Source organism: Brevundimonas sp. NPDC007368 (assembly GCF_042869015.1).
Taxonomy (GTDB): Bacteria; Pseudomonadota; Alphaproteobacteria; order Caulobacterales; family Caulobacteraceae; genus Brevundimonas.
In genome coordinates this window covers 249,302-272,989 of the sequence record NZ_JBIAFA010000001.1, presented here as the reverse complement: position 1 = coordinate 272,989, position 23,688 = coordinate 249,302, and the positions used below count along the sequence as shown (strand labels likewise).

The window sequence follows — 23,688 nt, the reverse complement described above, 5'->3', positions numbered from 1 at the left end:
CCTCGATCTGCGAGACCAGACCGGGGACGCCGATCGCCGCTGGCCGTCTCTCCCTTGCAGCGCCTCTGCGGGCGCCTTTGGGATGACGATAATCAGGAAGTTCGGCGATCGTCTAAGCTAAAATCCTTATCGATCGATCCAGAAATGGCATCAGTGGGAAACCGGTATCAGTTCATATCCTGCATTGGTTCATGCCTTCTTCGGATTGGCGTGCATCGATCCGGTGAACCTATCGTCATTCTGCGAGATCGGGCGACCGGCAGCGACGCGGGTTCGCAGGATCTCGCGGCCCATAGAGAGACCGGCGAAACGTCGGCGATAGGGAGGGAAGAGACGATGCGTTCCAGGCATGGATTCCAATTTGCGTTGAAAGCCGGGGCGTCGGCTCTGGCGGTGATGGCGGCCAGCGTCGCCGGCGGCGCCTACGCCCAGTCCGCGGAGACGCAGGACGAACCGGCGACCCAGGTGGACGAAATCGTCGTCACCGGGTTCCGCGCCAGCCTTCAGGGCGCGATCAACGCCAAGCGCCGCGAGAGCGGCGTGGTCGACGTCATCAAGGCCGAGGACATCGCCGACTTCCCTGACCTGAACCTGGCGGAATCGCTGCAGCGCGTGCCGGGCGTCACCATCAGCCGCGCCAACGGCGAGGGCCGCCAGATTTCGGTGCGCGGCCTGGGTTCGGAATACACCCGCGTCCGCGTCAACGGCATGGAAGCGATCGCCACCACGGGCGGCACGGTCAACTCGGGCGGCACCAACCGTTCGCGCGGCTTCGACTTCAACATGTTCGCTTCCGAGCTGTTCAACAGCCTGACGGTGCGCAAGTCGGCCTCGGCGGACGTCGAGGAAGGCTCGCTGGGCGCCACCGTCGACCTGCAGACCGCCCGCCCGTTCGACTATCGCGAGCCGACCGTCGTGATGGGGGTCCAGGCCAGCTACAACGACTTGGCGCGGGACGTGAAGCCGCGCTTTACCCTTCTGGCCTCGAACACCTGGATGGACGGCAAGTTCGGCGCCCTGTTCTCGGCGGCCTATGAAGAGCGTCATATCCTTGAGGAAGGCGCCAACATCACGCGCTGGACCTTCGGCGGCGCGAACGGCGGCTTCAATCCCTCGTCGACGCTGAACGGCTATACGATCGGGCAGATCAACAACACCAATACATCCACGGCGCTCTACCACCCGCGGATTCCCTCCTACGTCCAGTATGATCACAACACCGAACGCCTGGGCCTGACCGGTTCGCTTCAGTTCAAGCCTGACGATCAGACGACGCTGACGCTGGATGTTCTCTACTCCGACGTGAAGAGCACGCGAGACGAAGCCCAGCTCCAGGCCATCGGCTTCAGCCGTGGCGGAACGGGCAAGCCGCAGACCATCATCCGCTCCGGCACCGTCGACGGGCGCAATATCGTTCAGGGCGTGTTCGACGCCGTGGACGTGCGCTCCCAGTCAGCCCATGACGAGCTGGAAACCCAGTTCCAGCAATACACCTTCACCGCGACGCGTAACTGGACCGACCGTTTCCGCTCCGGCTTCATCGGCGGCTATTCGCGTTCGGAATTCACCAACCCGGTCTCCACCATCGTCACGTTTGACCGGGCGAACACCAACGGCTTTTCCTACGACTTCACGTCGCGGATGCCCAAGTTCGACTTTGGCTTCGATCTGACCAACCCGGCCAACTGGTCGATGATCAACGGCACCTCCGAGGTCCGTATTCGTCCGAGCGCGGTGACCAATACCTTCACGACCGCCAAGGCCTACGGCGAGTTCGACGCCAACGAGAACATCACCCTGAAGGGAGGAATCGACTTCCGCCGCTTCCATTTCGACTCCGAGGGCCTCTATCGGACGTCTGAAACCGTCGTGCAGACCTTGACGCCCCAGCAACTGGCCGACGTGTCGAGGGTCTTTTCGGGCTTTGGTCGTAATCTCGGCCTGCCCTCGGGGGCTCCGACCAGCTGGCTTGCGCCGGATCTCAACAAGTTCATCGCGACCTACGACATCTACTCGGGCAACGGCATCTACGCCCTGACCGGTCTGAACAACTCTTCGGCGCGTGGACAGTACATCACCGTCGATGAGAAGGATCTGGGGGCCTACCTGCAGGCCGACTTCCACTTCGACGCGTTTGGCCTGAATTGGCGCGGCGACCTCGGCGCCCGTTACGTCCTGACCGAGCAGTATTCGGACGGCTATGCGGCCGTGGGTTCGACCATCCAGCTGGTTCGCGCCCGTCGCGACTACGACATGCTCTTGCCGTCAGCGAACCTCGCGGTCGACCTGACAGACACGGTGGTGGCGCGCATCTCGGCCGCCCAGACCATCGCCCGGCCTTCAATCAGCGTGCTGACGCCCGGCGGCGACGTCGGCATCCAGGGCGCCAACCGGAGCTTCTCCTCGGGCAATCCCAATATTGATCCGACCAAGTCCGACAATCTGGACCTGTCGCTCGAATGGTACCCCGACGCCGACAGCCTGTTCGCCGTTGGCCTGTTCTACAAGAAGATCAACTCGTTCGTGCAAAACCTGCGGCAGGACATTCCGTTCAATCAGCTTGGTCTGCCCAACTCGCTGCTTGACGGCACCTCGGCCCTGCCGACCGATCTCTTCGCTGTGAGCCAGCCGGTCAACTCGCCGGGCGGGGAGTTGAAGGGCTTCGAGATCAATGTCCAGAAACGTCTGAGCTTCCTGCCCGGCTGGATGGAGAACTTCGGCGTTCAGGCCAACTACACCTTCGTCGATTCCGAGATCGAGTACCTGACCTCGACGACGCCGGGCGCTCCCACCATCACCCAGACGCTGACGGGTCTGTCCAAGAACGCCTGGAACGCCACCCTCTACTACGAGACCGACAAGTTCAGCATTCGCGGCTCCGTGGCCTATCGCGACGGCTATCTGACGGCGGTGCCGGGCAACGACGGCAACAGCGTCCATGGCACCAACGAGACCATGAACTTCGACATGCAGGCGTCCTACAACATCAGCGACAAGCTGAAGGTCAGCATCGAAGGCATCAACCTGACCGACGAGTTCAACGACCAGTACGTTGACGCCAGCAATCGTCTGAACGTCTACAGTCACACCGGCCGTCAGTTCTTCGTGGGGCTTCGCTACACCTTCTGAGCAGGCTCCTCTCCTGGCCTGCGCTTGGCGCCGTCCCTCGACGAGGGGCGGCGCTCTTTTATTAGGATACCGGCATTGCATCGCATCGCCGCCGCCCCGCACCGGTCCTGACAGATCTGGAACCAAATCGATCAAGGCCCCGTTTGTCGCACGGCTGAGGTGTGAGGGGTTGCACGATGCACGTTGACGTCATCGAGGGTTTCGACGCGCTCAAGGGCGTGCGCGGCGACTGGGAGGCGGTCTATGCGGCAGACCCCGAAGCGAGCCTGTTCATGTCATGGCGCTGGATGGCCGACTGGCTGGCCGCCCGCCCGACGGTCTGGCTGGTGCTCGCGGCCAAGGAGTCGCCGACGGACGACCGCTATGTCGCCTTCCTGCCGCTGCGGATGCGGGTTCATTTCGACAAGGAGCGGGGCTTCGTCAACGAGCTCTACCTCGCCGGCGGCGGCTATGCCGACTACGCGGGCCTGCTGGCCCGTCCCGACGCCGAGGCGGCGGCGATTTCAGCCTTCACCGACCATCTGCGCAAGAAGCTGAACTGGGCCAAATTGACCCTGGAGAACCTGCGGATGTCCGACCGCCGGCGCCGGCTCTTCCTCTCGGCCTTCGACGAGCGCCGCTTCGTCCACAAGGACATCGACTATGTCGACAAGGTCGCCGGGACCGACCACAGCATCTGCCCCTCGATCGCCCTGCCCTCGGACTGGGACGCCTATCTGGAAACCCTCAGCGCCAACAACCGGCAGAAGATCAGGCGCTGGCTGCGCAAGGTCGAGGCGTCCGAGGACTACGAGATCACCCTGTCGGACAGTGAAACCTACGCCCGCGACATCGACATGCTGATGGGCCTGTGGAAGAGCAAATGGGGCCGCCGCAAGGGCGCCCGCACCGACGACCTCGTCCGCTGCAACCGCGCCATGCTGACCCGCGCCGCCCGCAACGGAAGCCTGTTCCTGCCGGTCTTCCGGCACGCCGGACGGCCGGTGGCCGCACTGGCCATCCTGGTCGACCCGGTCAAGAAGGCCATGCTGTTCGTCATCACCGGCCGGGACGAGAGCTACGACGAGGCGCCCGCCGGCTATCTGCTGCACGCCTTCAGCATTCGCCACGCCATAGCCCAGGGCCTGGCCACCTATGACTTCCTGCGCGGCGACGAGCCGTACAAATACCTGTTCGCGCCCGGGGATGACCGGTTGCGCGCTTGCTCTGTCGCGACCCGCAGCGGGGAAAATCTCGGCGGAGCGCTGGACCCCCGATGCCTGGAGCGCATGCGCGACATGGCGCTCAACCTCGAGAAGAAGAGCGAGATCGCCGCCGCGGAACGTGCCTATCGGCAGATCCTGACCATGCGCCCCGACGACGCCCTGACGCTCTATCGCCTCGGACGCCTGCTGGCGGCGCGGGCCGAACACGCCGAGGCCGCGCGTCTGCTCACCCGCTCGACGGCGATCGCCCCCGGCGGCGACAACGCCTGGCTGAAGCTGGCGCACTCGCTCCACGCCCTCGGCGACGACGCCGCCGCGCTCGCCGCCTGCCGCCAGGTCGTTCGCTTGAAACCGACGAACGAAGAGGCCAAGCGCCTCATCGTGCATCTGGCCCTCGCGGGTCGAAGGGGGCCGGCCGTGGTGTTCGGCGCCGAAGACAGCCCGGCTCCAACCTGGAACCGACTCAGCGCGGCGGCATGGAGCCTCCCCCGCCCCGCCGTCGCCCTGGCCCGCCCCTAGGCCCCCGTTCCCCCCGCGTCAGATCGCTCGCGTCGCCAGCGGCGGCGCAACGGTGACGGCCTGGACCTGCGGCGCGGTCAGCGGGCGGTCGCAGGGCGCCTCGATCACCCGGCCCTCGCGCGTCTCATAGCGCACCGGCAGGGACTCCGCGCAGCGCGCCTGGATCGCGCGGAACATGGCCTCGCTCTCCGTCATCGGATCGAGGGCCTCAACCGACGCGATCTTGGGATCGCCCGACAGGACGCCGCAGCGGTCGCCCGTGTCGAGGCGTATGCCGTCCTCATTCGTGTAGTAGCCGATGGAACCGGTGCACAGCCCTTCGGCGACGTGCCACAGGGCCGCTGTCTGATAGTCAGACGGAGCCGGCCGGTTCTCCATCCTCACCCCCAGCGCCGCCAGCCGCGCCTCGATCCCGGCCCAGCGCACCGCGCCCGGCCCGTCCATCAGCACGCCGACCGCACTGTCCGGCTGCAGCAGGGCGCGGAAGTCGGTCACGCCATAGCCGTCCCCGGCGCGCCCGGCGTCCAGCAGGGTCTTCCACAGATCGAAGACATCGCGCGTCCCGCCCGACGCCCGGCGCGTCTCCAGGTCGGCTATCCACTGCACCACCACGCCCTTTCGAGCGTCATAATCAACGTCGCCCAGCGTCTTGCGGCAGCCGTTCAACCGCTGCGTCAGCGCCGCACGCGCCTGATCCTCGTCAATCACTCCGGTCGAGACGGCGGCGACCAGGGCGCCGTATTTGGCCCCGCCCTCGTGCAGCCAGGGGGCTGTTTCGCCGTCCTTCGTTTCCACCCCGTGGCCGTTCCACAGATGGAAGGCCTCATGCCAGACTAAGGTGCCCAGAGGCACCGCCACGTCCGGCGGCGGCGAGGCCCACATGTCCCCGTGGAAACGCAGCGAGATGACGCCCGTATCGGTCACGTCGCCGCGATAGGACATCGGCCCCGGACTGTCGGTCGAGATGATCAGCGTCGGCTCGGTCGGCAGGACATGATCCAGCCGCGCGCCGTAGAATTTTTGCGCCGCGAAATAGCCGTCGCGCAACAGCCCTGTCAGGGCCGGCGGGGCCGAGGCGCTGGTCACGACCACAGCGCCGTCGCGGCGCATCACCGCCTCTTGCGGGCCCAGATAGACATAGCCCTTGACCGCGTCCGCCGTAGGCAGGGTGGCCTCGCCCTCAACCGGACGCATGGTCAGGACGGCGTCCATGCCTTGCAGCTCCAGCCCCGGGCCGTAGAGGACATGGCCCGTCCCCACGCGAGTCAGCCCCATGTAGATGCGGTCCACCTCGGCGGCGTCGGGGGCGATGCGGATCTCGAAACGGTCGAACGGCGCCTCGCCCTCGACCGCGCCGTCCTTCAGCGTCAGGCCCGGCGTCGTCACAGTCCACAGGTCGCGGATGACGCTGCGCGAAAAGAAGGCGACCCGCGTGGTCGGTTCGGCCAGCCGCCAGGTCACGACCACCCCGCCCGGCGCGGTGCGCGCCTCGATGGTCGCCGCCTGTTGAGCCAGGGCAGGCGCCGCCGCGCCGCACGCCATCGCCAGGGCGGCGAACGCGCCCGCCAGTCTCTTGCTCATGGCGTCTTCCTTCCATCGCCCCGAAGGAAGGAAGCTTGGCCTTAACGGCGAAGCTTGGTCAACCGTCGGTCAGTCGGCGTCCGCGACCTCGCCGCCCTGCACCATCCGCGTCACGGCCATGTCGGCGGTGACATTGCCCAGGGTGCGGAAGATGTCGGGGATGACCTCGACCGCCAGCAGCAGGGGCAGCATCTCCAGCGGCACGCCCATGGCGATGCAGATGGGGGCGATGGAGGCGAAGAAGCTGGCCTGACCGGGCAGGCCCACGGTGCCGATCGAGATCAGCACCGCCGTCAGCATGGCGGCCAGAAGTTGGCCCGCCGAGGGCTCGATGCCGAACAGGTGGGCGCAGTAGATGGCCACGCCCAGGTTGGCGACCGGGCTGGTGATGCGGAACACCGCCACCGCCAGAGGCAGGACCAGGCCCGCCGTCGCCCGCTTGACCCCCAGGGCGTCCACCGACCGCTCGACCATGACCGGCAGGCTGGCCAGGGACGACTGGGTCGAGAAGGCCACCACCTGGGCCGGCGCCGCCGCCCGGGCGAACCGGCCCAGCGACACCCGGCCGAAGATCACCGCCAGCGGATAGAAGATCAGGCCCATGCCGATGCAGGCCAGCGAGATCAGGGCCACATAGTGCAGCAGGACGCCCGCCGCGCTGGCCCCCGCCATCAGCCCCACCCCGATCGACAGGGCGAAGACCCCCAGGGGGGCCGCCATCAGCACCCAGCGGACGATGGTGATCATGGTCTCGCCCACCGCCTCGAAGAAGGTGATCAGCGGCGTGCGCAGCCGGTCGGGTAGGCCCGAGGCGGCGAAGCCGAAGAAGACGGCGAAGACCACCATGCCCAGGATGGCGTCCTCGGCCGCCGCGCGGATCGGGTTGGCGGGGGCGATGGTCTTCAGGAACTCGCTGAAGGGCGCGCCGGCGCCCAGCCCCTCGGCGCCCTCGGGCTTGATGGCCAGCAACAGGCGCGCGCCCTCGGGGTCGATCGGCCAAAGGGCGTGCAGGCCATAGGCCGCCCCCACGGCGTAGACGGTGGCGAAGACGATCAGCCCGCCGAACCAGGCCACGGCCTTCATCGCCAGCCGCCCCGTCCGCGCCGCATCGGCGATGGAGGCGATGCCGGTGACCAGCAGGCTGAACACCAGGGGAATGATGGTCATGCGCAGGGCGTTGAGCCACAGCTGGCCCAGGGCCTGGATGAAGTCCGCCGTGGCGTGGCCGCCCGGCAGGCCCCACTTCTGCGCCGCCGCCCCGGCGACCAGGCCCAGCACGAGCGACAGCAGCACCAGGGTGCTGAGGGAGGTCAGAAAGGAACGCGCCGTTTTCATAACGGCGACGCTATCAGCGCCGGTGAAACACGCCAGAGGAAATCGGCGGCGCCGCGCCCCCTAATGCGGCGTGCCCGAATTGGCCGGGTCCAGCGGCAGGCCCGCCGCCTGACGCGCCTTCATCACCCGCAGCCAGCCGTGCATGGCCTCTGAATCCAGCCCGTGCATCATCAACCGATAACCCGCCTGCAGCGTCGACAGGGCCACCAGCGGATGGCCGTTCTTGACGAAGGCCATGTGGTAGCTCGTGCCCAGGATGCGGGCGATGTAGATGGCCATCACCTCGTCCAGCTGCAGCGAACTGGAGGCCCGCACGAAGTCGTCGCGCGGCAGCATCAGGGCGTAGATGGGGGTGTAGAACTCCACCGCCGTCTGCACGTCGACGAAGTTGTGCCAGCGGCGCGGGAATTCCTCGAACGGCGGGAATTCGTCCGAGATCATGGAGAAGTCGATGCGTTCCGGCGGCGTCAGCTCGCGCCCCTCGGTCCGCAGCACCGTGTTCAGCTCGATGACGAAGTTGAAGATGTTCAGGTCGTGCTGAAGAAACAGATCCGGCTCGATGTCCTTCAGCCGCGTCGGCGTCAAAGGCCACTTCGTCACCTTGTCGCCTACGCCCGCGTTCTCGCGCACGAAGGCGGTCAGTTCGGACCCGACGTGGAAGTGGCGCAGGATCACCCGGTTGGCCTCGGGCGTGGCGAAGGTGCGCAGGCCCCAGTGGATGGTCCGGTGCAGCAGGCCGTTCAGGTTGGGATGCTTGGGCGAAATGACCCGCAGCACCTTCACCAGACAGAAGAACAGGAAGACCAGAGGCCGCGCCACCGGAAAGAACCAGCGCCGCGACCGCGACCGCGCCCCCAGCAGCAGATCACGCTTTGCCCCGTCGTCGATGGGCAGGCTGTGGTCGAGATACAGCGCCATCCACGGATCGGGGTCTTTCGGATCGAACCGCGCGGGATCGAACGGGTCCTCGTGCGGCTTGTAGTATCTCACGCCGCGATCTCCTCGATCTGCAGGGCGTAGAGGCGGGCTGTGACCTTGGCCGTGGTGACGATGCGTTCGGCGACGAAGGGATCGGGCAGGACCATGCCCAGCATCTCCTCGAACTCCTTCATGTGCTCGGCGTCGTTGTCGCCGTGATAGAGCAGGAAGCGCACCGCCTCGTCGGGCAGGGCCAGGCGCTCCTGCACCTTCAGGCCCCAGGGCCGCGCCTTGATCGAGCCCAGCCCCTCGATGATGAACATGGCGCCCAGCAGGCCAAACGGGTCAGGCTTCGACGCCTCATGGAACATCCAGGCCGACAGGGCCTCGGACCCCACGTTCTTCGGCGCCGACTGAATATCCTCCAGCGCCCCGCCCGAGGCTGTGAAGTCGGCCTCCAGCAGGCGGAAGTCGCGATGCTCGGTCACGGCATGGCGCATCAGGGTCGAGCGCAGCTCCAGATGGTCCTCGCCGATGTTCGACGCCGCCCGGCTCATCCACAGCGCCCCGTCCTTCACCTGCTGGCGCAGGTTGATCAGGAAGGCGTGGTAGTCGGCGACCTCGAACCGCCCGCGGGTCAGCTTGCGGATCAGGGGCGTCGCCTCCAGCCGCTGCTCGAAGTCGGCGAAGACGACCGCCAGCTTCCGCAAGGTGTCGGCCACCGCCGTCTCGGCCCGTTGTTCCGCCATCAGACAATCTCCAGCATCATGAAGCCGATCATCGCCCGCCCGCTCTCGGGCACGATGCACAGCACCCTGTCTCCGCGCTTTCCGCGTCCCGACTTCAGGAAGGCGTCCAGCATGACCCAGATCGAGGCCGAGCCGACATTGCCGCTGTCGGCCAGGGTCGTGAACCACTTCTCCTCCGGGATCATGGCGGCGGTGCTTTCCAGCAGGCCGACGATCTCCTGACGCAACGACCGCGCCGAGTAATGGCACAACAGGTGATCGACCTGATCCGGGACGATCCTTCCGGCGTCCACCTTCTCCAGCCAGACGCCGATCCAGGCGCGAATGACGATCTTCAGCAGGTCGAAGTCCTGCAACAGGGCCACCGCCCCCGCCGCATGGGCGGCCACAGGGCCTGCATGGCTCCAGGCGCTGGTCATGTCGGCGCGCGCCTGCGGCGTCGATCCGGCCCACATGCAGGGATCGAAACGCCCGGCCAGGGAGGTCATGTCGATCCATTCGACCTTCAGGCTCAGCCCCCCGGGCTTCGGCCTCGGCTCCATCACCACGGCGCCCGCTCCGTCCGACAGGGTGAAGCGCAGGAAGTCCGCCTCGATCCGCGCCCGCCCCTTCTCGTCCACCAGGGCCGTGCCCTCATAGAAATGCGGGCGGAACCAGCGGGACGAGAACTCGCCCGCACAGGCGGCGGCCACGTCCGCCTCGCCCGCGCGCACGCTCAGCCAGGCCCCCTTGGCCGCCATCAGGGCGCTGGCGCAGACCGACTGATAGCTGAAGGCCTCCAGCGGCCCCGCGCCCAGTTCGGCGTGAACCGCGCTGGCGTGGCCGGGCACCAGATAGTCGCCCTGCGTCGCCGCCGCACCCAGATGCTGCAGGTCGCCCAGGCTCAGCCCCGCCGCGTCCAGGGCCGCCCGCACCGCCTCGGCGCACATGGAGGCGTTGGAGTGCAGCGGTTCGCCGTCAGTATTCAGGGCGTAGTGCCGCCCCTCGATCCCGTTCCAGCGCAGGGCGCGCCGCCCGACGGCGGACGCCCGGCCGTTGATGCGGCCGATGAAGTCCTCCATCCGGTCATTGCCGATCCGTTCGCCGGGCAGGACGGCGCCGGTCCCGGTGATGAAGACGTCGCGAAGCATACTCATGGCGCGGACCTTGGCCGCACGCCCCGACCCGCACAAGCGGCAAACGGTCGCCTATGGCGTCATCGGCCCGCGCGCACTACCTTGACGTTCATGGCTCGTTCTCCTTCGACACCGCCCACCAAGCCCGTCCATGTGCCCGGCCAAAGCGCCGCCCAGAGCGCGGGGATGCAGGAGATGGCCGCGCCCTTCGTCCACGACGCACCGCGCGGCCGCGGCGGCAAGGCCATGCCCATGTTCGCCCCCGTCGCCGGCCCGCGCCTGACGCCGGAGATACCGCCCGCCGCCCCGGCCGACTGGGTCCCCCACCGCCCCTCGCGCGAAGGCGCGAAGAAGGGCGGCCGCTTCCGTCTGGAGACGAAATACACCCCCGCCGGGGACCAGCCCGCCGCCATCGCCGAGCTGTCCGCCATGGCCGAGGCCGGCGAACGCGATCAGGTGCTTCTGGGCGTCACCGGCTCGGGCAAGACCTTCACCATGGCCAAGGTCATCGAGCAGACCCAGCGCCCGGCCCTGATCCTGGCCCACAACAAGACCCTGGCCGCCCAGCTCTATTCCGAGTTCAAGGCCTTCTTCCCCGACAACGCCGTCGAGTATTTCGTCAGCTACTACGACTACTACCAGCCCGAGGCCTACGTCCCGCGCACCGACACCTACATCGAGAAGGACAGCTCGATTAACGAGCAGATCGACCGGATGCGCCACGCCGCCACCCGCGCGATCCTGGAGCGGGACGACGTCATCGTGGTCGCCTCGGTCTCCTGCATCTACGGCATCGGCTCGGTCGAGACCTACACCGCCATGACCTTCACCCTGAAGGTCGGCGACGTCATCGACGAGGCCAAGCTGCGCGCCGACCTCATCGCCCTGCAGTACAAGCGCAACGACCTCAACTTCGAGCGCGGCATGTTCCGCAAGCGCGGCGACGTGCTGGAGATCTTCCCCGTCCACATGGAGGACCGCGCCTGGCGCATCCAGCTGTTCGGCGACGAGCTGGAGTCGATCCAGGAGTTCGACCCCCTGACCGGCAAGAAGACCGCCGAGCTGGAAGAGGTCACCGTCTACGCCGCCAGCCACTACGTCACCCCGCGTCCCTCGCTGAACCAGGCCATCACCGGCATCAAGGAGGAGCTGAAGGAGACGCTCGCCTGGATGAACGAGAACGGCAAGCTGCTGGAGGCCCAGCGTCTGGAGCAGCGCGTCCGCTTCGATCTGGAGATGATGGAGGCCACCGGCTCCTGCGCCGGCATCGAGAACTACAGCCGCTGGCTGACCGGCCGCGCGCCGGGCGAGCCGCCGCCCACCTTCTTCGAATACATCCCCGACAACGCCCTGCTCTTCGTCGACGAAAGCCACGTCACCGTGGGCCAGATCGGCGCCATGTTCAAAGGCGACTACAGCCGCAAATCCACCCTGGCCGAGTACGGCTTCCGCCTGCCCTCCGCCATCGACAACCGCCCGCTCAAGTTCGACGAATGGGACGCCATGCGGCCCCAGACGGTCCACGTCTCGGCCACCCCCGGCCCGTGGGAGATGGAGCGCACCGGCGGCGTCTTCGTGGAACAGGTCATCCGCCCCACCGGCCTGATCGACCCCCCGGTCGAGATCCGTCCCGTCTCCGGCGCCACCCGCAACCAGGTCGACGACGTCATCGACGAGGTCAAGGCCACCAGCCGCGCCGGCTACCGCTCTCTCGTCACCACCCTGACCAAGAAGATGGCCGAGGACCTGACCGAGTACATGCACGAGCAGGGCGTGAAGGTCCGCTACATGCACTCCGACGTCGACACGCTTGAGCGGATCGAGATCCTGCGTGATCTGCGTCTCGGTTCCTTCGACGTCCTGATCGGCATCAACCTGCTGCGCGAGGGCCTCGACATCCCCGAGTGCGGTCTGGTCGCCATCCTCGACGCCGACAAGGAAGGCTTCCTGCGTTCGGAAACCTCCCTGATCCAGACCATCGGCCGCGCCGCCCGCAACGTCGACGGCCGCGTCATCCTCTACGCCGACAAGATGACCGGCTCGATGGAGCGCGCCATCGCCGAGACCAACCGCCGCCGCGAGAAACAGCAGGCCTACAACCTCGAACACGGCATCACGCCCGAGAGCGTCAAGCGCGACATCAAGGACATCCTCGACAGCCCCTACGAGTCCCGCGACCTCGATCAGCTGACCCGCCCCGGCGTCGCCGAAGCCGCCAAGCCCTTCCTCGGCTCCAACTTCCAGGCCGCCCTCAAGGACCTGGAAGGCAGGATGCGCGAGGCCGCCGCCAACCTCGAGTTCGAGGAAGCCGCCCGCCTGCGCGACGAGATCAAGAAGATGAAGCTCCTCGACCTCGAATTCGCCAACGAAGCCCTCACCGGCGCCGGCGAAGAGGTCGACAAGTCAGCCCCCAAACGCTGGCGCAAGGAAGCCGCGGCCGAAAAGGCGGAGGCGTTCAGGAAGGGGCGGTAGGGGGTGAGCCTGGTTGATCGCCTAGAGGAGGTTGCGGCGACGCAATTTCATCACCGATCTCTTCAATGAGATTCTCGATGGCGACCATCACGCGCCCCGCCATAACAGACGGATTATCAACATCACTCAGCCGATAAAGTCGTCCGTCGATCACCGATAGCACCGCAAAATCTTCCGGACCGCCTACCTCATCGGCATACAAATCCGGGAACAACGACAGCGCTGCATATGTCATGCGCGCGTCGAGCGGAGGCCGCTGCGTCTTCCAGATGTGGACACCGACCCGAACCCCGTCGATTTCGATGCCAAAGTCTGGCGTGAACCTCACCTTGAAGGCTCCGTTGGCGCTTTCCCAAGTTCGCGATCCGAACGCGAAAAGTCGGCCCGGCATATTGGCCCGCCAATCCTCCAGAAATTCTAACGCCTCGCGTGCAGCACGACCTTCGGCAACATTGCCGTACTCCTCCGTTTCCGCGAACAGATCTGGCAAGCTCTCTCCGCCGCTAAGGTAGCGATGCGCCAGAAGTCGGAAGCGGCGATGAAAATCATACCCGCCTTCAACACTCGGCAGCAATCGCTTCCGAAGCTCGGTACGTTGCGGGCGTGCGTTCAGCGCCAGCAACTTCAAGAAGGCGGAAAATCCAAAAGTGGGCACATCATACCTTTCGCTGATCTCGAAAGGTTAGTTTGATTCCAAAGTTCGACGAACTTTAATTTCCTGAATGCCATTTCGATTACTGCTCTTTAATTCCGCAACTTTCCTTCTCCCCTTGCGGGAGAAGGTGGCAGCCGGAGGCTGACGGATGAGGGGTATCGCGACGCCTGCTGACGACCGGCCTTCATCCAACCGCCAGAAACCCCTCATCCGACCCGCTGCGCGGGCCACCTTCTCCCGCAAGGGGAGAAGGGATAACGTCGCCATATGACCGAATGGCTGCACACCCGCGCCAAGGCGATGCGCCGCGAGCCAGCCCTCTATGAGCGGCGGTTGTGGGCCATTCTGCGGGACCGGCGGCTGGAAGGGCTGAAGTTCCGGCGGCAGGTGGTGATCGGGCGCTACGTCGCCGACTTTGTCTGCTTGCGGCACCGTCTGATCGTCGAGGCCGACGGCCCGCTTCACGACAACCGCACCCAAGACGCCGCCCGCGACGAATGGCTGCGCACACAAGGCTTTCGCGTGCTGCGCTTCCCCAACCAACAGATCGAGAACCGCCCGCACGAGGTGCTGGCGGCCATCATCGCAGCGGCAGATGCAAGGCTGACCCGCGACTAATCCTTCTCCCCTTGCGGGAGAAGGTGGCCGAGCGGAGCGAGGTCGGATGAGGGGTCGCGCTGCGGTTGGCCGATGATCGCCTTCACCCTCGGGTGAGAAACCCCTCATCCGTCGGCCTCCGGCCGCCACCTTCTCCCGCAAGTGGAGAAGGGAAACACACGCGCATCTCCCCGCTCCAATCCCCGTAATTTCCCGCCCTTCCCCCTCCGCCATCCCCTTTCAGCTCGCCCTACCTCGCCCCCATGCCACCCTGCGCTCGTTCCGTCGCATGGAGGGCTCGTAAGGCCTGCGACCTTGCGGGCGGCGGGAGCGGATGGAGCGGGGTCCTTGTCGGGCCGCGCGGCGTCCGTCGCGGTCTCCGGTCAAGGGCGCTGAAGCCCAGCGGACAGGTCGCGGCGAGCTTCGCCGCGCGACCTACAGATGCAACAGACGGAGCAAGGGCGAACGCCTGAACCTTCGTCTCGTGGTCTCAAGCAGCCCGCAAGGGCGATAGACCACACGTCAGGACAATGAGCCGATGGAGCCTAGCGACGGGGCGTTCGACCCGTCCGCCAGAGAGGTTCCGGTCAGGGTCGCGGGGGTTACGCGGACCGTTCCAGGAGGCCTGTCGCAAGCAGGTCCCTGCCCGCCGCGGGCGCCGGGGGTAGCCGATAAGACCGGCGCCTGCCCCGAGCTCGTGGAAGCCCGTCCGCGCGGAGCGTCAGTCGTCGTCGAAACGGTATTCCACATCACACTCCGGGCGTCGGCCCGGCGCTCCGCCCAGCCCTCCACCGCCCGCCGTCCGGCGCGGCGGCGAAACCCGTTGGCCTCACCGGAGAAAGAACCTCATGGCCCGCCCCCGACCGCCTCGCGTCACGCCCGCCGTCGACCCCGACGACGACGTCAACATGCACCCCGCAGAGCTGAGGCGGCTGCAAAAGGAGTTCTTTTCGCGTGTCGATCATCTGGTCGCCGCCTTCCAGCGCAAGGACGAGGCGGCGGCGGCGCGCGGCAAGGCCCTGCCGCCGGACGAACCGCCCTGGCCGCCGGAGGCCTGAGGCTTGGGCGCCACAGGGACGCAAAACCCGGCGCCCCCTTCACATGAATAAGGGAACGGCTCGGAAATTGCGGCATTGTCGTGTCGAAGGGTGCATCATGTCGAAATCGAACAGTCCAGAATCCGACGACCGTCCCAACCTGCGGGTGGTCACCTCCCCCGAGGCCGAGGTCTATGACCTGATGCGCGCGCCAGAAACCACCGCCGAACGTGTCAAACGCCTGCAGGCCGAGGCGCGCGCCCTGGCGCTCGAACAGGTCGAGGCGCTGGAAGAGGTGCTGCTGAAGGCCGCCGACATGGCCAAGGAGATCGCCGAGGGCGGCGACGCCTACCCCGTCGGCGCCCGCGAACTGGCCCAGCGCCTGGCCCAGGATCTGCCGGTCAAGGCCGAGACCATGAAGGCCATCATCGCCAAGAGCCATCCATGATGGTTTGAAGGGCGCTATCGCTCGGCTCGCGGAGCCTCGCTGCTTGAGCGCAGCCTGCACCTAGCCCTTTCAAGCGCGCGCGAAGCGCCTGGCCGCGTCGGGTCGGGAGGTCCCGAAGGGCCGACGACCGCGGCCCACTAGGAACCGAGTACGTCTGCGTACTCGGGATGCCGCTTCAGCCAGGCCACCGCATAGCTGCAGTGCGGGATCAGGGTCAGCTTCTCGGCGCGGGCGTGTTCGGCCAGGGCCTGCATGAACTTCCCCGCCGCGCCGTGGCCGCGCAGGGCCGGGTGGGCCTCGACGTGCAGGATGACGCGGGCGTGGCCGCGAATGGCGTACTCGGCCCAGACGGGATGCTCGTTCCCGTCGGCGTCGGCGAATTCCTGCTGGAAGCGGCGGTCGGCGGGCTGGTCGCGAAAGGCGCTCACGAGAAAGGCTCCTGAAGTCAGGCCGGCCGGTCGTTCAGCAGGGCCAGCAGACCCAGAACGCTTTTCACCGTGAACCAGATCGACACCAGCAGTAAAAGAAGTCCGAACAGCATCAGGAAGGGAATGCCGATCAGGATGAACGAGGCCAGGGCGCTGACCGCGATCAGGCCCCACAACGCGACGCTGATCCAGAAGACCGACCAGAACAGGCTAATCTGGGCCTCAATGTGCTGGGCCGCCAGACCCGTCGCGGACCCGCGAACGGCATAGGCCACGATCAGCCCCGCCAGAACCAGCAGGTTGGCGCTCGGGATCGACAGGATGAACAGGATCCAGGCCAGAACGGCCCCGTCACGGCCATTGCCGCGCGCCTGCGAAATCTGATCGGTCATGCCCACCCCCTCAGTAGAACAGACGCATCGGATCGCGGATGGCCCGGCCTTCCAGCAGGTCCTTCAGGCCCAGAACCCCGCGCACGATGGTCCACACCGCCATGACGAACAGGACGAAGACCCCGACGTTGATCAGGATCAGCACCACCCCGCCGATGATGGCGGCCACGGCGGCCAACAGGGTCCGCTGCTGGAAGACGAAGTGGCTGCGCGCCAGGGGGTCGGCGGGCGGGGCCTTGCGCCACATCCGCAGCAGGCCGATCGCCGCCGCCACGCCGAAGGTCGGCACGGCGAACAGGATAAGGGCATAGCCGACATAGAGGCTGGTCAGGTCGCCGGCCTGGTCGGTCGTGGCCGCGCTGTTGCTGCTGTAATCGCCGGACTGGACCATCGGAACCTCTTGAACGAGGAGGGACAATGGCGGGACGAACGGCCCCGCGCAACCGGCCTCAGCGTGAATAGGCGACTTCGCAGCCCGCCGCCGCCGCGCCGGGAATGGCGCCGGGCTTTTCCACCCGCACCTTGACCGCCAGGACGCGCGGATCGTTCAGGCAGGCCAGGGCGATGCGTTCCGAGAAGGTCTCGACCAAGGCGATGTGTTCGCCCCCCGCCAGTTCGCGGGCGATCCGGGCCACGCCCTCATAGTCCAGGGTGTCGGACAGGGTGCGGATCGGAGCGGCGCCCAGGTCCAGCTCGACGTCGACGAACAGGGGCTGCAGCCGGCCATGCTCGTGGGCGTGAACCCCGATGGCGGCCTGAACCTCCAGACCGCGCACCAGGACGGTCAGGCCCAGACGGCGCGGCTCGGAGGCCGTGAAAGGCGTGACGACGGCGCTCACGACCAGGTCTCCGGCGGCAGGATGTCGTTGATGCTGAAATCGGCCCGGTCGCACCAGTCGCCCAGCTTCCAGGCCCGCTCCGCCTCGGTCAGGCCGCGCGTCAGGACGGTATTGGTCGGCGTCTCCTCGATGGCCAGTTCGGCCAGGCGGAAGGGCAGACCCTCGGCCGCGAGGATGGCTTCCAATTTCCGCCAAAGCGCGATGACCAGGGCCTCGGTCGTCGGATCGCCGTCGATGGTCAGGACCTGGTTCAGCCGCTGCGGCTCATGGCTCTGGAACCAGGCCAGGAGAGGATCGGCGCGGTTCAGCTGGAAGGCATGGTCCAGGCTGCGGTCGACAAAGCCGTGCCAGCGGCGTTTCAGGTTCTCGAACGAGGCGGCGTGGTTGGACTGGCCGAAGGCGATCTCGGCGGTCGGCTCCAGCGTCACCTTGACGAACTCATTGTGCCCGTGCGGCACGGCGCACTTGGACCCCGCATCGGCGATCAGCCGGTGCGCCATCGAGAAGCGGCGGGTGAACTGGACGGCAGGCATCAGGGGCAAGGGTTCCGAAAACGCAGTCGCCCCATATAGGCGCCGCGAAGGGTTCGCGCATCAACACCCTGACGACGGCGAAGTAAAGGCGGGGTCAGGGAACAGGGATACCGTCAAAGGCCACGTCCCGCCCCCGACCGATCAGGCTCTCGCCCCCGTCGATGGTCAGGTTCTGCCCGGTCAGGCTGGGGGTCTCGAGGATGAAGCGCACGGTGCGGGCCACGTCGTCCAGCGAGGCGCCGCGTCCCAGCGGGGTGTCGCGCCAGGCGGCTTCGTACTCGGCCTCGGTCTGCTCGCCGCTGCGCAGGATCAGGCCGGGCGAGACGCCGCACAGCCGGATGCGGGGCGCCAGCCCCATGGCCAGGGTCCGTGTCAGCCCCGCCAGACCGACCTTGCCGGCCGTATAGGCGAAGAAGTCGGGGTTCGGGCTGTCCACCTTGTGATCCAGGATATTGACCACCACCCCCTGCCCGTCCGCCGCCTCGACCGCCTTGGCGAAGTCGCGGATCAGGAAGACCGGCGCCGTCAGGTTCGAGGCCAGATGCTCGCCCCACGACGCCTCGGTCAGGGTCGAAAGGGTATCGTAGCGAAACAGGGAGGCGTTGTTGATCAAGGCGTCGATGCGCCCGAAATGCGCAACCACCCGGTCAATCAGGCCGTCGCGCTCGTCCGCCTTGTTCAGGTCCGCCTGAAAGGCCGCGGCGCGCACGCCCATGCCGCTCAGCTCGGCGACCAGAGCCGCCGCCTCGTCCGCCCCGCCGCGATGGTGGACGGCCACGTCCCAGCCCGCCTCGGCCAGGGCCCGCGTGATCCCGGCGCCGACGCGACGCGCGGCCCCAGTGATCAGCACCGTCTTGTTCTGGGGCTCGCCCATTCAGCCCGGCCTGCGACGGAAGATTTCCACGCCCGCGCCGGCGGCCTCGGGGAAGATATGCGGCTTGGTGATCCGCACGCGGCAGGCCTCGACCGGCGGCAGGGCGAAGCAGACACCGATCAGCTCCTCGACCAGGGTCTCCAGCAGCTCGACATGATCGCGGCCACGCCAGGCGGCGATATGATCGCGCACCCGGTCGTAGTCGATGAAGCCGCCGTCAGCGCCAGTCTTGGGCAAAGGCCAGGCGGCGAACATCTCGACATTGACCGTCAGCCGCGTGGGGCGCTCAGGGTGCCGCTCCCACGGGTGCAGGCCGATGCGCACATCGACCGCTACGTCCGACAACAGGACGCGGACATGGTCCCCGGCGTTACGCCAGTCGAACCCGCCCGCGCCAGATGCGGATTCAGTCAACCCGGCCGAACTCGTAGAAGTTCACGGCGGCGATGACGGCGATGAAGGCGAAGATGATGGCGATGGCCAGCATGGGAAGGCTCCTGTTCAAAGCTTCGCATAGAGGCACAGGCGCGACTGTTCAAGCGCCCGCCGCCCGGCCTATCGTCGCCCCATGACCACCTGGCGCACCCGACTCGAGCCCTTCACCCGGCCGCTTTTCTTCGCCGTCTCGCGGATGAGCCGGGGCATGACGCTGGGCGTGCGCGGGGTGGCGACGGATGGCGAAGGCCGGGTGCTGCTGGTCAAGCACACCTATCTGCACGGCTGGTGGCTGCCCGGCGGGGGCGTGGACCGGGGCGAGACGACCCAGGCCGCCGTGGTCCGTGAACTCCGCGAGGAGGCGGGGCTGATCCCCACAACCGAGCCGCGCCTGATCTCGGTCCATTCCAACGAACGCTTCTTTCCCGGCGATCACGTCCTGGTCTTCGCCATCGACGCCTTCGACCTGACCGAGCGCACCAGCCATGGTGAAATCGCCGAGATCGGCTGGTTCGCCCCCGACGCCCTGCCCGAGGACACGACCCGCGCCACCCGCCGCCGCCTGGCCGAGGTCTTCGGCGGCGCGCCCGCCGATCCGAACTGGTAGGGTCCGCCCATGCAGACACCGATCCTCGTCTTCCTGACCTTGCTGCTGGCGGGCGCCGCCACGGCCTTGCAGGGGCCGACCAACGCCCGGCTAGTCACGGCGGTCGGCTCGCCGCTGAACGCCGCCTTCATCTCCTTCGCCGTCGGCACGGTGGCTCTGGGCGTGCTGGCCATGATCGTGCAGACGCGGCCGGACGTCGGGGCGATGAAGGCCCTGCCCTGGTGGGCGTGGATGGGCGGCTTCTACGGCTGCGCCTTCGTCATTTCCGCCGCCTGGGGCGTGCCGCGTCTCGGGGTGGCGACCACCATCACCGTCATGATCGCCGGCCAGCTTCTGCTCAGTCTCGCCCTCGACCACTTCGGCGCCCTGGGGGTCGAAAAGCAGCCCTTGAGCCTGGGCCGCATCGCCGGGGTCGCCCTGGTGATCGGCGGCGTGGTTCTGGTTCGCCGTTCCTGAGCCTATATCCGCCCCGATGACCGACGAGACGATCGACACCGCCGCGACCGAGCCCCTGCCGCTTCAGGCCACGGCCCTGATCGCCGACGAGGCGCGCCGCGCCCCCGACAAGCCCGGCGTCTATCGCATGTACGGCGAGGACGGCGACTGCCTCTATGTCGGCAAGGCCAAGTCGCTGAAGAAGCGCATCGTCCAGTACGCGCAAGGGCGTTTCCACACCCAGCGCATCGGCCTGATGGTGTCGCTGACCCGCTCGATGGAGTTGGTGGTCACCACCACCGAAACAGAGGCCCTGATCCTCGAAGCGGGCTACATCAAGAGACTGAAGCCGCGCTTCAACGTCCTGTTGAAGGACGACAAGTCCTTCGCCGAGATCATGATCCGGCGCGACCACCGCGCGCCCCAGGTGAGGAAACATCGCGGCGCTCACACGACGCCCGGCGCCTATTTCGGCCCCTTCGCCTCGACCTGGGCGGTGAACCGGACGCTGAACACCCTGCAGAAGGCCTTTCTGCTGCGCACCTGTTCCGACAGCGTCTATGAGACCCGCACCCGACCCTGCATGCTGCATCAGATCAAGCGCTGCTCGGCCCCCTGCACCGGTCTGATCAGCCTGGAGGACTACGGCGATCTGGTGAAGGAGGCCGAGGCCTTCCTGCGCGGCAAGTCGCGCGCCGTCATCGCCCGCCTGTCGGAGGAAATGCAGACGGCCTCGGACGAGATGGAGTTCGAACACGCCGCCCGGGTGCGCGACCGCATCCGCGCCCTGTCGGCCATCGCCATGGAATCGGGCCTCAACGCCGAGGGCGCGGGCGACGCCGAGGCCGACGTCATGGCCCTGCATTCCGAGGGCGGCCAGGCCTGCGTCCAGGTCTTCTTCTATCGCGCGGGCCAGAACTGGGGCGGCCGCGCCTACTTCCCGCGCATCGACAAGTCGGACACCGATCCCGAAATCCTCGGCGCCTTCCTGGCCCAGTTCTACGAGGACAAGCCGATCCCGCGTCAGATCCTGTCCAACGTCCGCCCGCACGAGCTGGAGCTGCTGCAAGAGGCCTTCACACTGAAGTCGGGCCGCAAGGTCGAGATCGCCCGCCCCCAGCGCGGCGAGAAGCTGGCCGTCGTCGACTACGCCCTGACCAACGCCCGCGAGGCCCTCGGTCGCAAGATGGCCGAGAATTCCGCCACATCGAAGATTCTGGACGAGGTCTGCGAGGCCTTCGGCCTGGACGCCCGCCCCGAGCGGATCGAGGTCTATGACAACGCCCACATCCAGGGGACCAATGCGGTCGGCGGGATGATCGTCGCGGGGCCCGAGGGCTTCCGCAAGAACCAGTACCGCAAGTTCAACATCCGCGGCGACGACCTGACCCCCGGCGACGACTACGGCATGATGCGCGAGGTCATGCGCCGCCGCTTCGGCAAGATGGTCAAGGACGAGGAGGCCGGCGAGGTCGTCGAACGCCCCGATCTGCTGCTGATCGACGGCGGCGCGGGGCAACTGGCCGAGGTGCTGGCGGTGCTGGCCGACCTGGGCGTCGATGACATCACCGCCGTCGGCGTGGCCAAGGGACCGGACCGGGACGCGGGCAAGGAGCATTTCTTCATGCCCGGCAAGCCGCCCTTCATGCTGCCGATGAAGAGCCCGGCCCTCTATTACATCCAGCGCCTGCGCGACGAGGCCCACCGCTTCGCCAACGGCGCCCACGCCAAGCGTCGCTCGATGGACATCAGCAAGAACCCGCTGGACGAGATCGAGGGCGTCGGCCCCTCGCGCAAGAAGGCCCTGCTGCACGCCTTCGGCTCGGCCAAGGGGGTGTCGCGCGCCTCGGTCGCCGACCTGGTCAAGGTCCCCGGCGTCAATCAGGCCCTGGCCGAGCGCATCCACGGTTTCTTCCACAAGTCCTGATCAGGACTTGAGCCGGAAACCGCTGCGGGTCTAGGAAGGCGCTCATGACCAATGAACTGATCAAGGGCTATCACCGCTTCCGCCAGAACCGGTGGCCGTCCGAACGCGCCGAGTACGAGGCCCTGGCCGCGAACGGGCAGAAGCCGCACACCCTGGTCGTGGCCTGTTCCGACAGCCGCGCCGACCCGGCCCTGATCTTCGACACGGCGCCGGGCGAGCTGTTCGTCGTGCGCAACGTCGCCAACCTGGTGCCGCCGTATGAGCCGGACGGCAAGCTGCACGGCGTCTCGGCGGCGCTGGAGTTCGGCGTCAACGTGCTGAAGGTCCAGCACGTGGTGGTCATGGGCCACGCCTCGTGCGGCGGGGTCAACGCCATGCGCAACGGCGCCCCGTCCAACTGCCAGGACTTCGTAGCCCCCTGGGTCGCCCAGGGCGTGCCCGCCGTCAGCGCCGCCATTGAAGGCGTGGCCGCCGACGAGCAGGAAACCGTGGCCGAAGAGGCCGTGGTCCGCCTGTCGCTGGACAACCTGCGCACCTTCCCTTGGATCGCCGAGAAGGAAGCCGCGGGCGAACTGCGCCTCAGCGGCCTGCACTTCGGCATCGCCGCCGGCATCCTGACCAAGCTGACCGGCGCCAAGCGCTTCGAGCGCCTGGACTGAGCCTCGGCCGAGGGCGACAGGTCGTCGCCCTCGCATCGCGCCGCGAACCATGCCACACCCGCAGGCGTTGCAATGGACGTGATGATGACCCCTGCTCACAAAGCCAACCCGATCCCGAACATCCTGACCGGCATCCGTCTGGCGGCGGGGGTGGTCATGTTCCTGCTGCTGGCCGGCGCCACCAGCGGCTTCCCCTTCGTCTCGGCCATGCTGAGCCCCGACGACCAGTTCGCCATGTACCGGACGGGCTTCTGGATTTTCGTCATCGCCGCCTCGACGGACTGGATCGACGGCTATCTGGCGCGACGCTGGCACGCCGAGACCCGCTGGGGGGCCATCCTGGACCCCATCGCCGACAAGATCCTGGTCACCGGCGCCATCCTGGGCGTGCTGACCTCGGGCTCGGTGCAGCAGATCATCATTCCCTGCGGCCTGATCCTGTTCCGCGAGTTCGCCGTCTCGGCCCTGCGCGAGACCATGGCTGGGCGCATCAACCTGCCCGTCACCCTGGCCGCCAAGTGGAAGACCACGCTTCAGATGGTGGCCCTGGGCTGCCAGCTGTTCGCCCGCAACTGGGACGGCTGGGGACTGCCCTTCGACTACCTGCCCCACTTCCAGCTGTTCTCGGACACCCTGATCTGGCTGGCCGCCCTGATCACCCTGTGGACCGGCTGGCAGTATTTCAACGCCGCCCAGAAGCAGATGCGGGATCTCTGAAAACCTTCCTTCTCCCCTTGAGGGAGAAGGTGTCGTGCGCAGCATGACGGATGAGGGGTGTCGGCGGCGCGGGTTGATGTTC

The 23,688-nt window shown here is 67.1% G+C and carries 24 protein-coding genes; 11 read left to right on the top strand and 13 right to left on the bottom strand.

Annotated elements, in window-relative coordinates; all coding sequences use genetic code 11:
• Positions 1-336 precede the first annotated feature (336 nt).
• Together ACFYLW_RS01370 and ACFYLW_RS01365 are read left to right on the top strand one after the other, a co-directional pair.
• On the top strand, positions 337-3,129 hold the full coding sequence (locus tag ACFYLW_RS01370) for a TonB-dependent receptor (RefSeq protein WP_313102993.1): 2,793 nt from the start codon (positions 337-339) through the stop codon (positions 3,127-3,129).
• 176 nt (positions 3,130-3,305) lie between these two features.
• A complete protein-coding gene (locus ACFYLW_RS01365) occupies positions 3,306-4,853 on the top strand; it encodes a GNAT family N-acetyltransferase (RefSeq protein WP_390182537.1) in 1,548 nt (515 codons plus the stop codon).
• A gap of 18 nt (positions 4,854-4,871) precedes the next feature.
• Here ACFYLW_RS01365 and ACFYLW_RS01360 read toward each other — a convergent pair whose 3' ends face one another.
• The 5 genes from ACFYLW_RS01360 to ACFYLW_RS01340 form a co-directional block, all read right to left on the bottom strand.
• A complete protein-coding gene (locus ACFYLW_RS01360; RefSeq protein WP_390182536.1) occupies positions 4,872-6,434 on the bottom strand; it encodes a hypothetical protein in 1,563 nt (520 codons plus the stop codon).
• Positions 6,435-6,503: 69 nt separating this feature from the next.
• Positions 6,504-7,769: a dicarboxylate/amino acid:cation symporter gene (locus tag ACFYLW_RS01355; RefSeq protein WP_390182534.1), complete on the bottom strand. Its 1,266-nt coding sequence runs from the start codon at positions 7,767-7,769 to the stop codon at positions 6,504-6,506.
• Between the two features lie 60 nt (positions 7,770-7,829).
• Complete coding sequence (locus ACFYLW_RS01350) at positions 7,830-8,759, bottom strand: DUF6999 family protein (protein WP_390182533.1); 930 nt, start codon at positions 8,757-8,759, stop codon at positions 7,830-7,832.
• Entirely contained in the window at positions 8,756-9,496 is a 741-nt protein-coding gene (locus ACFYLW_RS01345; protein ID WP_390182532.1) for an iron-containing redox enzyme family protein, read from the bottom strand. The genes ACFYLW_RS01350 and ACFYLW_RS01345 overlap by 4 nt, the downstream gene beginning before the upstream one ends.
• Positions 9,436-10,572, bottom strand: a complete 1,137-nt coding sequence (locus tag ACFYLW_RS01340; RefSeq protein ID WP_390182531.1) for a beta-ketoacyl-ACP synthase III — start codon at positions 10,570-10,572, stop codon at positions 9,436-9,438. Before ACFYLW_RS01340 ends, ACFYLW_RS01345 begins: the two co-directional genes overlap by 61 nt.
• 90 nt (positions 10,573-10,662) lie before the next feature.
• On the opposite strand from ACFYLW_RS01340, the gene uvrB reads away from it, so the two are divergent.
• The gene (gene uvrB, locus ACFYLW_RS01335; protein ID WP_390182530.1) at positions 10,663-13,023 is read left to right on the top strand and encodes an excinuclease ABC subunit UvrB; all 2,361 of its coding nucleotides are present in this window, start codon (positions 10,663-10,665) and stop codon (positions 13,021-13,023) included.
• Here the strand turns inward: uvrB and ACFYLW_RS01330 are convergent.
• A complete protein-coding gene (locus tag ACFYLW_RS01330) occupies positions 13,007-13,651 on the bottom strand; it encodes a hypothetical protein (RefSeq protein WP_313472464.1) in 645 nt (214 codons plus the stop codon). The genes uvrB and ACFYLW_RS01330 overlap by 17 nt on opposite strands.
• Before the next feature lie 294 nt (positions 13,652-13,945).
• Between ACFYLW_RS01330 and ACFYLW_RS01325 the strand changes: the two genes are divergently transcribed.
• From ACFYLW_RS01325 to ACFYLW_RS01315, 3 genes are all read left to right on the top strand, one after another.
• The gene (locus ACFYLW_RS01325; RefSeq protein WP_313472463.1) at positions 13,946-14,296 is read left to right on the top strand and encodes a DUF559 domain-containing protein; all 351 of its coding nucleotides are present in this window, start codon (positions 13,946-13,948) and stop codon (positions 14,294-14,296) included.
• A gap of 827 nt (positions 14,297-15,123) precedes the next feature.
• On the top strand, positions 15,124-15,333 hold the full coding sequence (locus tag ACFYLW_RS01320; protein WP_390182529.1) for a hypothetical protein: 210 nt from the start codon (positions 15,124-15,126) through the stop codon (positions 15,331-15,333).
• A gap of 97 nt (positions 15,334-15,430) precedes the next feature.
• On the top strand, positions 15,431-15,760 hold the full coding sequence (locus tag ACFYLW_RS01315; protein ID WP_390182528.1) for a hypothetical protein: 330 nt from the start codon (positions 15,431-15,433) through the stop codon (positions 15,758-15,760).
• Between the two features lie 137 nt (positions 15,761-15,897).
• Here the strand turns inward: ACFYLW_RS01315 and ACFYLW_RS01310 are convergent, their stop codons facing one another.
• The 7 genes from ACFYLW_RS01310 to ACFYLW_RS01280 all read right to left on the bottom strand — a co-directional run bounded on the left by ACFYLW_RS01310 (position 15,898) and on the right by ACFYLW_RS01280 (position 19,240).
• Complete coding sequence (locus tag ACFYLW_RS01310) at positions 15,898-16,188, bottom strand: GNAT family N-acetyltransferase (protein WP_313105911.1); 291 nt, start codon at positions 16,186-16,188, stop codon at positions 15,898-15,900.
• A 17-nt stretch (positions 16,189-16,205) separates the two neighbouring features.
• Positions 16,206-16,580 carry a hypothetical protein gene (locus ACFYLW_RS01305; RefSeq protein WP_390182527.1) on the bottom strand — a complete coding sequence of 125 codons (375 nt, stop codon included), beginning with the start codon at positions 16,578-16,580 and terminating at the stop codon, positions 16,206-16,208.
• A gap of 10 nt (positions 16,581-16,590) precedes the next feature.
• Positions 16,591-16,971: a serine/threonine protein kinase gene (locus ACFYLW_RS01300; protein ID WP_390182526.1), complete on the bottom strand. Its 381-nt coding sequence runs from the start codon at positions 16,969-16,971 to the stop codon at positions 16,591-16,593.
• 58 nt (positions 16,972-17,029) lie between these two features.
• Positions 17,030-17,419 carry a dihydroneopterin aldolase gene (folB, locus tag ACFYLW_RS01295; protein WP_390182525.1) on the bottom strand — a complete coding sequence of 130 codons (390 nt, stop codon included), beginning with the start codon at positions 17,417-17,419 and terminating at the stop codon, positions 17,030-17,032.
• Positions 17,416-17,952 (bottom strand): 6-pyruvoyl tetrahydropterin synthase family protein, encoded by a 537-nt coding sequence (locus ACFYLW_RS01290; protein WP_390182524.1) that lies wholly within the window; start codon positions 17,950-17,952, stop codon positions 17,416-17,418. The genes folB and ACFYLW_RS01290 overlap by 4 nt, the downstream gene beginning before the upstream one ends.
• A 94-nt stretch (positions 17,953-18,046) precedes the next feature.
• Complete coding sequence (locus ACFYLW_RS01285; protein WP_390182523.1) at positions 18,047-18,826, bottom strand: SDR family oxidoreductase; 780 nt, start codon at positions 18,824-18,826, stop codon at positions 18,047-18,049.
• Positions 18,827-19,240 carry a dihydroneopterin aldolase gene (locus ACFYLW_RS01280; RefSeq protein WP_390182522.1) on the bottom strand — a complete coding sequence of 138 codons (414 nt, stop codon included), beginning with the start codon at positions 19,238-19,240 and terminating at the stop codon, positions 18,827-18,829.
• Between the two features lie 154 nt (positions 19,241-19,394).
• Here ACFYLW_RS01280 and ACFYLW_RS01275 point away from each other — a divergent pair, with 154 nt between their 5' ends.
• The 5 genes from ACFYLW_RS01275 to pgsA all read left to right on the top strand — a co-directional run bounded on the left by ACFYLW_RS01275 (position 19,395) and on the right by pgsA (position 23,606).
• Positions 19,395-19,868 carry an NUDIX domain-containing protein gene (locus ACFYLW_RS01275; protein ID WP_313104331.1) on the top strand — a complete coding sequence of 158 codons (474 nt, stop codon included), beginning with the start codon at positions 19,395-19,397 and terminating at the stop codon, positions 19,866-19,868.
• Between the two features lie 9 nt (positions 19,869-19,877).
• Positions 19,878-20,324, top strand: a complete 447-nt coding sequence (locus ACFYLW_RS01270; protein WP_292083706.1) for a DMT family transporter — start codon at positions 19,878-19,880, stop codon at positions 20,322-20,324.
• A gap of 16 nt (positions 20,325-20,340) precedes the next feature.
• Complete coding sequence (uvrC, locus tag ACFYLW_RS01265) at positions 20,341-22,230, top strand: excinuclease ABC subunit UvrC (RefSeq protein WP_292083707.1); 1,890 nt, start codon at positions 20,341-20,343, stop codon at positions 22,228-22,230.
• A 44-nt stretch (positions 22,231-22,274) separates the two neighbouring features.
• A complete protein-coding gene (locus ACFYLW_RS01260; RefSeq protein WP_292083708.1) occupies positions 22,275-22,889 on the top strand; it encodes a carbonic anhydrase in 615 nt (204 codons plus the stop codon).
• 84 nt (positions 22,890-22,973) lie between these two features.
• Complete coding sequence (pgsA, locus tag ACFYLW_RS01255; RefSeq protein ID WP_313472451.1) at positions 22,974-23,606, top strand: CDP-diacylglycerol--glycerol-3-phosphate 3-phosphatidyltransferase; 633 nt, start codon at positions 22,974-22,976, stop codon at positions 23,604-23,606.
• Positions 23,607-23,688 lie beyond the last annotated feature (82 nt).